Source organism: Bacillus sp. FSL W7-1085 (assembly GCF_038595035.1).
GTDB lineage: Bacteria > Bacillota > Bacilli > Bacillales > Bacillaceae > Bacillus > Bacillus altitudinis.
Map to the genome: position 1 here is coordinate 3,545,864 of NZ_CP152000.1, position 12,029 is coordinate 3,557,892.

Here is a 12,029-nt window from a genome sequence, read left to right on the forward strand (position 1 = left end):
GAATGGGAAACTCATTAAAAAGAAAACAACAGCAAAATAACAAGCACCATTTAACATCATCAATACTGATATTACCGTCATCATAAATTCGCCTCCCAAATAAAAGAACCTAAATTGCGGTCACCGCAACCCAAAAAGAAATTTTCCAATGAATTCCCAAATACTAATCAATCAATGATAGGATGAAAACATGTCAAAAAAGGAGGGAGCACTATGAATTATTATGCTGTTGTATTTTTTTACGCCGCCACTTAATAAAAGCCACTGAAAACACAAGAAATAAAATCGCAATAAGCTTGAAAATAAAGCGAGTGAAGAAAGTAGCATCTTCGAACTCCGTTGCAAAGATACAAGCCCCTATGATTATCCCGATCATGCCTACTACCCAATTCCAAAACACATCAATCACTCCTCAATTAACTTTTTTTAAAAGAAAAGCATTTTTTATCCATATGTTTATTATTGCACAAAAAACAAGGGGGAAATATCCAAAATGAAAAAGTTCATAATCGGACTTTTAGGCCTGACGCTATTTTTAACAGTTCCATTACAAACCGTAGCCGCAGTAACCCTAGAATCTCAAGAAATTAAAGAATCTTATCAAACTGAAATTGAAGGCAAACTACATACTTTCAATTCTGTAGTGAAAGGCAGCACTCAAACAATAACGATTGATAATGGTGAACAAATAGATAGCGTCTCTTATGACCGGGCAAAAGAAGAACTCCGTATTAACAATGAACTAGTAGAGTTAGAGGAGTTTAAAGAAGCTGGCAAAGAATTGATCAATGATGACGGTGAGGTTAGCTCAAATTCAAACAAAGATTACCAATGGAGACTTGTAAAAAACTTTAAAAATAAATTCAACATCACTGTTGCTATCATAGTTGTTGTGACAGGTGCGATCTTAGCAATACCAACAGGGACCGGTGCTATAGCTGGCGCAGTCTTGACACTGAAAGCAGTAGCTTTAATCGCTTCAGCAGTAACTTCAGCTTCAGGATCAACAGGTCAAAAAGTCTTTCATTACACATTCAAAACATACTACAGCCCGAAAAATGGTTACTGGAACAACAAATTTGTCCTATCTGTCTACAAAGATTCAAAGCGTAAAAAGCATGTTAAAACAGTTTCACATACGACACGTCTTGGAAAAAAATATTAAAAGAGAAGCAGGTTCCATCAGCCTGCTTCTCTACATGTTTATGTAATGTAATTCTTGATGTTAATATGCCAACGTATCATGACCTCAAATGTTTCATTTGCTAAATCGAATCTACAGACTATGTGACAATGGATATCACAGAGTTTTTTTCTTTGATCTTATATTTGATTTCCAGCTTCTTGTGTTTATTTTCATTTTCCCAATATTTATATCCACAATTGATCAGGCTAATCACCCTTTTCGGGTGCCTTTTTTATGATATACTGTCATAAACAACCAGATCGACTCATATGCATTGGAGTACCTTGTCCCTAATTCGTACAAAGGAGGAAACAATGGCAGACAAAAACGTTCATTATAAGAAGGTTGCCGCTTCAAAGGATTTTCGAAAACTTCTTGAGGAAAAGCGCAGATTTATCGTACCGATGACGATTTTCTTTTTTCTCTTTTACTTTTCACTTCCGGTTGCTACATCCTACTTCACCTTTTTGAACACGCCAGCAATTGGAGCGATCACGTGGGCTTGGTTATTTGCCCTCACGCAATTTGTGATGACATGGGTTTTATGTGGGCTTTATGCAAAAAAAGCAGCTCAGTTCGACAAATATGTAAGCGCTTTAAAAGTTGAATCAAGAGGTGATGACGAATGAGTATGACCGCTTTTATTTTATTCATAGCGATCGTAGGGCTCACATTGGTCATCACGTATTTTGCTGCGAAAAAAACAAGCAATGCGAGTGATTTTTACACAGCAGGCGGCGGTCTGACTGGGTTTCAGAACGGCCTTGCCATTGCCGGGGACTATATGTCTGCTGCTTCATTTTTAGGGATCGCCGGCATGATCGCCTTAAATGGATTTGACGGCTTTTTCTATAGTATTGGTTTTCTTGTAGCGTATCTTGTCGTCCTTTATGTCGTGGCTGAACCACTGCGAAATCTAGGAAAATATACGATGGCTGATATGATTGCTGCACGATTTAAGCGTCCTGCCATTCGAGGGGTAGCCGCATTTAACACAATCACAGTCTCAACTTTTTATATGATTGCGCAGCTTGTTGGGGCAGGTGCATTAATCAAGCTGCTTCTTGGCATTGATTACTGGATTGCGGTGCTGATCGTAGGTGTCTTGATGACCATTTATGTCGTGTTTGGCGGCATGATCGCAACAAGCTGGGTACAGATCACGAAAGCTGTGCTTCTCATGCTGGGCACGCTGATTATTTCGCTGCTTGTGTTTGCCAAGTTTGATTTTAGTCTGCTGAAGATGTTTGAACAGATGAAAACAGCGACCCCGCTTGGTGAAGCTTTTCTTCACCCGGGAAATAAATATGATGTGCCTTTAGAGACCCTGTCTCTGAACCTTGCACTTGTGCTTGGAACAGCAGGTTTGCCGCATATTTTGATCCGTTTTTATACGGTAAAGGATGCCATTTCTGCGCGTAAATCTGTTCTATCCGCTACGTGGATCATCGGGATTTTTTATTTAATGACGGTTTTCCTCGGCTTCGGTGCCGCTGCTTTTGTCGGAACAGATGCAATTACGGCAGCCGATGCAGCAGGAAACATGGCAGCACCACTGCTTGCACAGGCCCTAGGGGGAGATTTATTATTTGCCTTTGTTTCCGCTATTGCCTTTGCGACTATACTGGCAGTGGTCACCGGTCTCGTTTTATCCGCCGCGTCTGCCTTTGCTCATGACTTTTATAGCCAGATTATCCGCAAAGGGAAAGCGAGTGAACAGGAACAGGTGAAGGCGGCACGCTTTGCTTCTATCGGCGTGGCCATCCTTTCCATCATTCTTGCATTATTTGCCCAATCCCTAAACGTCGCTTTTCTTGTGTCACTTGCCTTCGCAGTGGCAGCAAGTGCGAATTTACCGTTGATTATCTTCACTGTCTTTTGGAAACGATTTAACTCAACAGGTGCTATCGCAGGAAGCTTAACAGGTCTTCTGAGCGCACTCCTGATCGTGTCACTCAGCCCAAGCGTCTGGGACCCCTCAGGGGCAGCCATTTTCACAGGAGAGCCGCTTATCCCACTATCGAACCCTGGGATTATCTCGATCCCGCTCGGATTCCTTGCGGCTTACTTAGGCACCATTTCCTCCTCTGAAAAAGCAGATGAAGACACCTTTACAGAAATTCAAGTAAAAGCACACACAGGTATGCATATGGATACAGATTGATGAGAAAAAGCCGGCTGCTCTGCCGGCTTTTTCAGTGCAATTTCAAAACTGTATTCAATATGGGATAAATTGGCCTTTTAATCTCTCTTTATATCTTTCTAACTTGTCACATTTCCTCAACGTGATCAACGAACAGCATGTGATGATGATCAGCAGAATTTCATGAACTTCTCCTATGTTATCAATGATTCTTTTCAACCCTATTACCCCCATAGACTTCAATTCTCTTGTTATTCTTATGTTATCATTTTAAACACATACTGGAAATTCACCCTACAAGGAAGAAGTGAAACATATGCATAAATTGTACTCAGCAAAATTATTATTTGAATCTAGCTCCTCACCAAAGGTGAGACCGGATAAAATCTTTGAGGAACGAATCATTTTAGTGAGAGCAAAAAACAATCGAAAAGTGAAACAAATCGTCAAAGACCATTTTCCAGATGAGACATTTGAAAATGGAGATCATGGACAAACAACCACAAAACTAGTAGCCGTACTAGATATCTTTGAGCTAGTTGAAAACTTAGACGAAGGTCCCCTGCATTTAAGCGAAGTGTACAGCCGATACCTTCTTTTTGATCAAGAAACATCTGCTAAAGAAGCGATTGACGCTTATTCGTTAGACAAATAAAAGAAGTCTAAGCTACCAGTGTGTGACAGTATTCTACGGAGCACACTGGTTTAATTTTTTCTGGAATCGATCGTGATTATAGAATTGAATGGAATGATTAATTGACAGCAGCACAAAAAGAGATAGTGGAGGGAATAAATGATGCCAACACTAGAAGAGAATGACGATTTTGTATTTGCTAAAGATGTATTTGTTTCTTCTTTTGAAGTGAAAGAAATTCAAGCTGCTATCATTAGAGATAAAGGTCGGTGTGCCTGTTAAGTTTGCAGGTGCAGTTTTCAATGCAGTGATTGGTTTTGCTGTAGGGGTGGTGTAGGTGTTATACAATCATTTATTATTAAAAAAGTAAAGCGGAAGCTAAAAAATTAGCGATCTCTATTGGTGTTGCTGTCGCAATTTCATTAAATGATTTGGATATCGGAACTCAAATTGCTAAACAGTTAGATAAGAGGGATAAGCGCGCTAATAATGGTTGGTAGATATATATTAGGAGGAATGTTGTGAAGAGTATGATCAAGTATGCAGTGATGATTTTATTTATGAGTGTATTTTTCTATTATTACAATATGTTTGTACCTAAAAATGTTCTGTACATTTTCATTGCATTTCCATTTTGTTTTGTTGCTATAAGTTTGATTGATAAGCTATTTACGGATAAATAAATCTAATAATAAGCAAGCCTCATGCTTGCTTATTATCTCATACTGTCTAATTAGAGGGGATAATATCTGCTCTGCCGGCTTCTTAATATCGCTGGAATAACTCTGGGTTTTTCGGGACGTTTTCTAAATAAACGATCTTTCCTTGATCATCCAGCTCCGCAATATCAATGCCTTCTGCTGTATATACACGACCGTCTGTTAACTTTCCGCAAACAGCCCAGTTTGTTTCATACTTCCCATCTTCACGTTTCACCCAGCCATCCCACATATGCTTAATGTCTTCATGTACGTGGAAAAATGTGTTCAAAAACTGTGTGAACGCTTGGATGCCAGGCTTTTCAGCACCATTTAAGACAATCATGACATCATCTGAAAACAATGCCAGCAATTCGTTCATTTGCTCTTGCCCTTTTCCCGCTTCATCATATCGACGAAAATACGTATCGAGCACTTCCATCATTCATTCTCCTTTATTTACCTGTCATTTCGAAAATAATCGAACAATTAGATTGTACACAATTGTATCTCTACTGTCTATTTTTCACGCAGATAAGAAAAGACATGGATGAGTCAATCCATGTCTTTTACAGATGAAAGAGCTGCTTTCTCTGACCCGACAAGAGATGTTAGTTCTTCCGCAGCTTTTTTCGGATCAGCGCTTTGGCTAATGGCGCTGATGATGCTAATGCCATCGGCTCCCGCTTGGATGACTGGTGCCGCATTTTCATACGTGATACCGCCGATGCCCACAATAGGAATGTGAAGACCGTGTTGACGTACTTCGTTGATTAAAGAAACACCCTGGACACTGCGTGTATCCTTTTTTGTTTCTGTAGGATAGACTGGACCCATCCCAACGTAGTCTGCCCCGTCCTTCATCGCTTGCCTCACTTCATCTAGATTGTGCGTGGACACGCCTAATATTTTATTCCCGATTCTTTGCCGTACATCTTGTGCAAGTGTATCTTCCTGCCCAACATGGACACCATCTGCATCAAGATCTATTGCAAGCTGTACATCATCATTTACGATAAAGGGGATATTCGCTTCTTGGCAAAGTGCTTGAATCTGTTGAGCGATTTTTTTCTTTTCTTCACCTTGCAGAGCACCTTCACCCTTTTCACGAAACTGAAACATCGTGATCCCGCCTTGAATGGCCTCTTTCACCACATCAAGCGGATGCCGGCTTGTATTCGCTGTTCCCATAATAAAATAAACCGATAATTGCTGTTTGATTAGCTGCTGATCAACCTTCGTCATGCAAAACTCCCCCTATTTCCCCTAACATGATCACATCTTGACCATTTGTATTGGATAGCGCGTTTAACAATTCGATTTGAAAGGTGCCTGGCCCTTTCTCTTCTGTCTGCTGAGCTGCCTTTTCTGCAGCGACACCATAAAACAGCAGAGCTGATGCCGACGCATGAATGGGCCGTTCCCCTGTTGCACAAAATGCCCCTATGACAGAGGTGAGTAAACAGCCAGTCCCTGTCACCTTGGTTAACCATTCGTGTCCATTATGAATAGATAGAACCTCTTCTCCATCTGACACGACATCCACTTTTCCCGTAATCGCCACAACGGTTTGAAGGGCTTTTGCCGCCTGCTTTGCTAAAGACGATACATCTCCATTTGCCCCTTTTGCATCAACCCCTTTTGACTGCCAGCCATTCACTCCAATTAAATGAGATATTTCAGCAGCATTCCCTCTGACAACAGTGATGTCCACTTGCTGTAACAGCTGTTTCGCCGCACTCGTCCGAAACGTTGTCGCACCAACACCAACAGGATCTAATAGAACCGGCACACCTTTTTCATTGGCCGCTTGTCCAGCAATGACCATTGCCTCCACTGTATCCTTTGTTAGTGTGCCGATATTCAGCACAAGTGCATCCGCTAATTGCGCCATTTCTGCCACTTCTTCTTTGGCGTTTGCCATGACTGGAGAAGCACCTAAAGCAAGCAGTCCATTCGCTGTAAAGTTCGTCACAACTTGGTTGGTGATATTATGGACAAGCGGATTTTCCGCTCGAACCTTTTCCAAAAGATGAGACACGCAGCTTAATTTCATCTGTATCGTCCTCCCTTTTACTCTGCATCCCACACATAGGATTTTGTATGCTTTAACCATTCTCTTGCAGCAAAGGACAAGTAGCGGTCCTTTCGCCAAATGACACCCAAATGCCACGGAATAGACGGATTTAAGGAAATGATCCTCACTTTATCAGGATCTAGATCACGGCAAATCCGTTCAGGCAGAAGCCCGATTCCAAGGTTCTCAGCAACCATTTCACTGATGAAATCCCATTGTGACGTTTCATAAATAACGTTCGGCCTGAATCCCGCATTCATACATTCATTTAAGATTCGGCTGTGCAGAACGAAATCTTCTCGAAAGAAAATAAAAGATTCTTCCTTTAAATCAGCCAAATGAACCTCATCACGTCCTGCCATCGGATGTGATGGATGGGTGACAAGCTTCATATTCTCTTTAATGATGGTGTATGTATGAAAAATTTTATCATTTGCAGGCAGAACAATGACACCAATATCTAATGATCCATCCTCTACCCCTTCCTCTACTTTAATGGAGCCGTGCTCCACCAATTGAAAGGTGACATCTGGATACTGCTGGCGGAATTCCCCCATCACATTTGGGAAAAAGCTTGATCCAATCATGGGCGGCAGCCCTATTCGGATATGTCCTTTTTTCACATTCATTAAATCATTTAATTCACTCGTTAAATTCTGAAAGGATTGTGTGATTTCACTCGCCTGTGTATACATGGTTTGTCCAGCATCTGTCATTTCAACCTGTCTGCCATTACGGTAAAACAACTGCACACCTAGCTCATCCTCTAGGTTTTTGACCATCTTGGAAATGGTCGGCTGCGACACATAGAGCGATTGCGATGCTTTCGTAAAACTCTTTAACCGTGCCACTTCTAAGAAATATGTTAAATGTCTGATGTCCACATGGTTCACCCTTTCTATAGACAAAAGGAATACTAACTATTCGATATATGTATTTTACCTATAATAGAACGTGCTGTACACTTTAAAGTAAGCTCACCGATTAGAACGTTGTGTTGTTTTTGTGAAACAGTGAACAATTTATATAGAAAAAGGAGTGAACAGAAAGTGCAATTGCTCAAAACGTCGCTGATTGCTACCCTTCAGATTATGGCTTTATTTGCTTTTGCGAAATTGATGAATGTGCTGGTGGCCTTTTTGCATTTAAGAATTCCGGGCACGATCTTAGGCATTCTTGTCATTTTCTTATTACTTCATTTTAACATCATTAAATTAAAATGGATTGAACTTGGCGCCGTATGGCTGCTCGGAGAACTGCTGCTCTTCTTTATCCCTTCAGCAGTAGGCGTGATTGATTACGGCACATTACTTTCTCAATCTGGCACAAGTATTGTCCTTGTGGTTTTACTTAGTACCTTTGTGGTCATGCTCTCGACTGGCATGATGACGCAGATGATTGCGAAAAGAAAGGAGCGAAAAAAGCTATGTTAGTTGGCGGACTATTCTTGATCCTAACCATTCTGATCTATCTCGGATCAAAAGCGGTTTATAAACGGCATCCGAAAGTCTATGTCTCCCCTTTACTTGTGACACCAGTTGTTCTTGTGGTCTTGCTGTTAATCGTGAACATTCCTTACGATGCTTACAATCAAGGCGGAAAATGGCTGACAAATATGCTTCAACCTGCGACTGTGGCATTTGCCATTCCTTTATATAAGTATTTTCACATTCTGAAGAAGCATGCAGTAGAAATTATTTTGAATGTGGCTTGCGGTTCTATCGTTGCAATTTTATCAACAGCGTTTATCGCCAAATTGTTTCATTTGGATACGAGCCTGATCGAGAGCCTCGTCCCAAGATCCGTCACAACACCTGTTGCGATGAGTGTGTCTGAAATGATTGGCGGGATGCCGTCCGTTACGGCTGTCTTCGTCATTTTAACAGCATTATTTGGCTCAATCATTGGGCCATTGGTTATCCGTTATTTCCGTATTGATAATGACATTGCGATGGGCGTTCTGCTTGGTACAGGAGCACATGGTGCAGGCACATCGAAGGCCTTTGAACTGAGCTCGGTCTCAGGCACGATCTCAAGTGTGTCCATGATCATTTCGGCCATTATTACATTATGTGCAGCGCCTATCCTGATGTCGTTTGCCTTATAGAAAAAGCCATTTCCCCTTATCGGAAAATGGCTTTTTCTTATGCTTGGATGAAGACAACCTTTAAATAGTTCCCCTCAGGATAATTTTTCGTTGTACGGAAGTCCTCAGGAAGTGAATATTCCTCAAGAATACGATACGTTTTCCCAGATTCTTTAAAGGCCTGTGCAATAAATCCTTTAAACTTTTTCATCCCAAATGCACTGCTATTGGTTGACGCCACAATGACGCCGTTCTCAGCTGTGATCTGGATGGCTTCTTTTAATAGTTTCTTATAATCCTTCGCTGCACTGAATGTGTGTTTCTTCGTTCGTGCAAAGGAAGGTGGGTCCAAAATCATGACATCATAGTTCCAGCCTTTTTTCGCCGCAAACGGGAAATATTTAAAGACATCCATGACTTTGATATCCTGCCCGTCTACATCAATGCCATTCACTTCAAACTGCTCAGATGTTTTTTTCAAACTGCGGTTTGCAACATCTACACTTGTCGTACGGCTTGCCCCGCCAAGCGCTGCTGCTACAGAGAAAGCGCCTGTATAAGAGAACGTATTAAGGACGGTCTTTCCTTTTGCATAGCGATCTCGAATTGCTTTTCGCACATGACGCTGATCAAGGAAAATACCTGTCATCGCACCATCATTTAGATAAACCGCCACGTTCATCCCATTTTCTTTGACGATAAGAGGAAATTCACCTTTCTCCCCTTTTACAAAATCGTCATCTTCGATATATTGTCCAGACGTATCAAATCGCTTCTTTTCATAAATGCCTTTATAGTCAGGGTACACCTGCTCAATCGCAGCCAATACATCTTCTTTTAATGTATAAACACCTTCGCTATACCATTGGATGAGATAGAATCCATCATAATAATCAATCGTGATTCCACCAATTCCATCCCCTTCCCCATTGAACACACGGAAAGCCGTCGTCTGTGCATCACGAAATAGATGCGTTCTGCTTTTGGATGCCTGTTCAAGTTTAGAAACAAAAAAGGCCTGATCTATTTTTTCGTTAGCGTCAAAGGAAAGAACCCAACCGATGCCTTTATTTTGCACACCATAATATCCTTTCCCTAAAAAAGAGCCTCTTTCATCTACCCATTCAATGAGCTCGCCTTCCTGTACACCGTTCACACGCGACACAGCATCTTTTGAAATAAGCGGATATCCCTTTTTCACTTGTTCTGCAAATGTTTGTTTTAATGAGATTTTTTTCATTTGTGTCATCCTTATCCTAAATTGACTCTCTCTATCCTACCATATGAATGTATACGTTACTTCTATTATGATAAGATGAGGAGAAAAATATCAACTCGACATAGAGGAGGCTCTTTTTTGACAACATTACGCTTAGATCATACAGGGATTATGGTGACAAATATTGATCAGTCCATTGATTTTTATGAAAAAGTGGTGGGCATGAAATTAAAGGATCGCATCACTCATACAAACGGAGTCATTGAACTTGCCTTTCTTGGCTTTAAAGACGAAGCGGAAACGGAAATTGAACTCATTCAAGGATATAGCAGCGACCTTCCATCTGAAGGAAAGGTCCACCACCTCGCCTTCACAACAGATAATATTCACGCTGAATTCAACCGTATTCAAAAGCTGCAAATTGAGCTAATAGATGAAGAAATCACAACATTACCTAATGGCTATTGCTACTTCTTTTTCCGAGGGCCAGACCAAGAGTGGATTGAGTTCTTCCAACGATAATATTTCCTAGGAAATGCATGCGAATCGGTATATTCATTCTCGTCACAAAGAAAAAGAGTAAGAGCATACCTGCTCTTACTCTTTTTTTATAGCACCTTACTAAGAAACAATTTGGTACGCTCGTGCTGTGGGTTTCCAAAGAGTGCTTCTGGTTTGTCTTCTTCGACGATATATCCACCATCCATAAAGATCACGCGGTCTCCCACTTCTCTTGCAAAGCCCATTTCATGTGTGACGACAATCATCGTCATTCCTTCGACTGCTAATTGTTTCATAACAGCTAAAACATCCCCAACGACCTCAGGGTCAAGAGCAGATGTCGGCTCATCGAATAAGAGCACTTTCGGGTCCATCGCCAAGGCTCTTGCAATGGCAACACGCTGTTTTTGTCCACCAGATAATTGGTTAGGGTAACTTTTGGCCTTGTCTTTCAAGCCGACCTTTTCAAGCAAGTCTAATGCTTTATCGACTGCCGCTTTCTTCTCCATCCCTTTTACTTTCACCGGTGCGATCGTGATATTTTCTAACACGGTTTTATGAGGAAATAAATTAAAGTGCTGAAACACCATGCCAACTTCTTGTCGTACTTTATTGATATTCACTTTTGGATCTGTAATCGTATGTCCGTGGACAACAACTTCCCCAGCCGTAATATCCTCTAATTTATTGAGACATCTTAGAAATGTGCTTTTCCCTGATCCTGAAGGACCAATGACACATACAACCTCTTTTTCCTCGATGACTGCATTAATATCCTTTAAAACTTCGTTGTCACCAAAGGATTTCTTTAAGTTTTTCACCGTAATCATACTCATTTCACATCAAATCTCCTTTCTGCGTAGCTAGCCAGTAGAGAAAGTAAATAAATGATCACGAAATAAATGACACCGACAATGAGCCAGACATTCAAAGGATCAAAGGTAGCCGATGCTTGAACTTGTCCCCGCTGCATGATATCAGCAATACCGATAATCGATAAAAGAGAGGTGTCCTTCAAACTGATGATGGCTTGGTTAGTAATGGCTGGAAGCATACGGCGAAATGCCTGTGGAAGAACGATAAAGCGCATGTTTTGTCCACCTGTAAATCCTAAAGAGCGTGCGGCTTCTGTTTGTCCTTTATCAATGGACTGAATCCCTGCACGAATAATTTCTGAGAAATAAGCTCCTGCGTTAATCGCTACTGTAATAATCCCTGCCGGCACTCGGTCAAGTGAAATGAATTCAAGTGTATTTAGCCCAAAATAAATGAAGAATAGCTGTACGATAAATGGCGTACCTCGAATGGCATTGACAAAAACGAGTGAAATAAAGTTCAAGATTTTAAATGGTGACAGGCGGAATAGCGCCACAATCAACCCGATGATAAAACCTAAAATGATAGCAACAACAAAGATATATAAAGTGGTTTGCAAACCCTCCATTAAATACGGAAATGCATTAACAATCGTATCCATGTTTCTCC

At 41.0% G+C, this 12,029-nt stretch carries 14 protein-coding genes; 7 read left to right on the top strand and 7 right to left on the bottom strand.

Annotation, left to right across the window (positions count from 1 at the left end):
* Nucleotides 1-493 precede the first annotated feature (493 nt).
* The 4 genes from MKY11_RS18435 to MKY11_RS18450 all read left to right on the top strand — a co-directional run bounded on the left by MKY11_RS18435 (nt 494) and on the right by MKY11_RS18450 (nt 3,984).
* Nucleotides 494-1,165, top strand: a complete 672-nt coding sequence (locus tag MKY11_RS18435; protein WP_342501668.1) for a hypothetical protein — start codon at nt 494-496, stop codon at nt 1,163-1,165.
* A 335-nt stretch (nt 1,166-1,500) separates the two neighbouring features.
* Nucleotides 1,501-1,815: a DUF485 domain-containing protein gene (locus tag MKY11_RS18440; protein ID WP_024719499.1), complete on the top strand. Its 315-nt coding sequence runs from the start codon at nt 1,501-1,503 to the stop codon at nt 1,813-1,815.
* Entirely contained in the window at nt 1,812-3,350 is a 1,539-nt protein-coding gene (locus MKY11_RS18445) for a cation acetate symporter (protein WP_327871989.1), read from the top strand. Before MKY11_RS18440 ends, MKY11_RS18445 begins: the two co-directional genes overlap by 4 nt.
* A 295-nt stretch (nt 3,351-3,645) precedes the next feature.
* A complete protein-coding gene (locus MKY11_RS18450) occupies nt 3,646-3,984 on the top strand; it encodes a DUF4288 domain-containing protein (RefSeq protein WP_017360152.1) in 339 nt (112 codons plus the stop codon).
* Nucleotides 3,985-4,728: 744 nt separating this feature from the next.
* On the opposite strand, the gene MKY11_RS18455 is transcribed toward MKY11_RS18450, so the two are convergent.
* The 4 genes from MKY11_RS18455 to MKY11_RS18470 form a co-directional block, all read right to left on the bottom strand.
* On the bottom strand, nt 4,729-5,103 hold the full coding sequence (locus MKY11_RS18455; RefSeq protein WP_008345523.1) for a nuclear transport factor 2 family protein: 375 nt from the start codon (nt 5,101-5,103) through the stop codon (nt 4,729-4,731).
* A gap of 113 nt (nt 5,104-5,216) precedes the next feature.
* Nucleotides 5,217-5,906 (bottom strand): thiamine phosphate synthase, encoded by a 690-nt coding sequence (gene thiE, locus MKY11_RS18460; protein ID WP_058337078.1) that lies wholly within the window; start codon nt 5,904-5,906, stop codon nt 5,217-5,219.
* Entirely contained in the window at nt 5,893-6,717 is an 825-nt protein-coding gene (gene thiM, locus MKY11_RS18465) for a hydroxyethylthiazole kinase (RefSeq protein WP_338705863.1), read from the bottom strand. The genes thiE and thiM overlap by 14 nt, the downstream gene beginning before the upstream one ends.
* Nucleotides 6,718-6,734: 17 nt before the next feature.
* Nucleotides 6,735-7,622, bottom strand: coding sequence for a LysR family transcriptional regulator (locus tag MKY11_RS18470; RefSeq protein ID WP_008345526.1), 888 nt, complete (start codon nt 7,620-7,622; stop codon nt 6,735-6,737).
* A gap of 165 nt (nt 7,623-7,787) precedes the next feature.
* Here MKY11_RS18470 and MKY11_RS18475 point away from each other — a divergent pair, with 165 nt between their 5' ends.
* Both MKY11_RS18475 and MKY11_RS18480 read left to right on the top strand, forming a co-directional pair.
* Nucleotides 7,788-8,171, top strand: a complete 384-nt coding sequence (locus MKY11_RS18475) for a CidA/LrgA family holin-like protein (protein ID WP_342501669.1) — start codon at nt 7,788-7,790, stop codon at nt 8,169-8,171.
* Nucleotides 8,165-8,845: a CidB/LrgB family autolysis modulator gene (locus tag MKY11_RS18480; protein ID WP_007497850.1), complete on the top strand. Its 681-nt coding sequence runs from the start codon at nt 8,165-8,167 to the stop codon at nt 8,843-8,845. Before MKY11_RS18475 ends, MKY11_RS18480 begins: the two co-directional genes overlap by 7 nt.
* A gap of 37 nt (nt 8,846-8,882) precedes the next feature.
* Here the strand turns inward: MKY11_RS18480 and MKY11_RS18485 are convergent, their stop codons facing one another.
* The gene (locus tag MKY11_RS18485; protein WP_342501670.1) at nt 8,883-10,064 is read right to left on the bottom strand and encodes a class I SAM-dependent rRNA methyltransferase; all 1,182 of its coding nucleotides are present in this window, start codon (nt 10,062-10,064) and stop codon (nt 8,883-8,885) included.
* A gap of 117 nt (nt 10,065-10,181) precedes the next feature.
* On the opposite strand from MKY11_RS18485, the gene MKY11_RS18490 reads away from it, so the two are divergent.
* Nucleotides 10,182-10,565 (top strand): VOC family protein, encoded by a 384-nt coding sequence (locus MKY11_RS18490; RefSeq protein WP_008345541.1) that lies wholly within the window; start codon nt 10,182-10,184, stop codon nt 10,563-10,565.
* Nucleotides 10,566-10,651: 86 nt separating this feature from the next.
* Here the strand turns inward: MKY11_RS18490 and MKY11_RS18495 are convergent, their stop codons facing one another.
* The gene (locus tag MKY11_RS18495; RefSeq protein ID WP_007497858.1) at nt 10,652-11,380 is read right to left on the bottom strand and encodes an amino acid ABC transporter ATP-binding protein; all 729 of its coding nucleotides are present in this window, start codon (nt 11,378-11,380) and stop codon (nt 10,652-10,654) included.
* Nucleotides 11,377-12,021 carry an amino acid ABC transporter permease gene (locus MKY11_RS18500; protein ID WP_024719504.1) on the bottom strand — a complete coding sequence of 215 codons (645 nt, stop codon included), beginning with the start codon at nt 12,019-12,021 and terminating at the stop codon, nt 11,377-11,379. Before MKY11_RS18500 ends, MKY11_RS18495 begins: the two co-directional genes overlap by 4 nt.
* Nucleotides 12,022-12,029 lie beyond the last annotated feature (8 nt).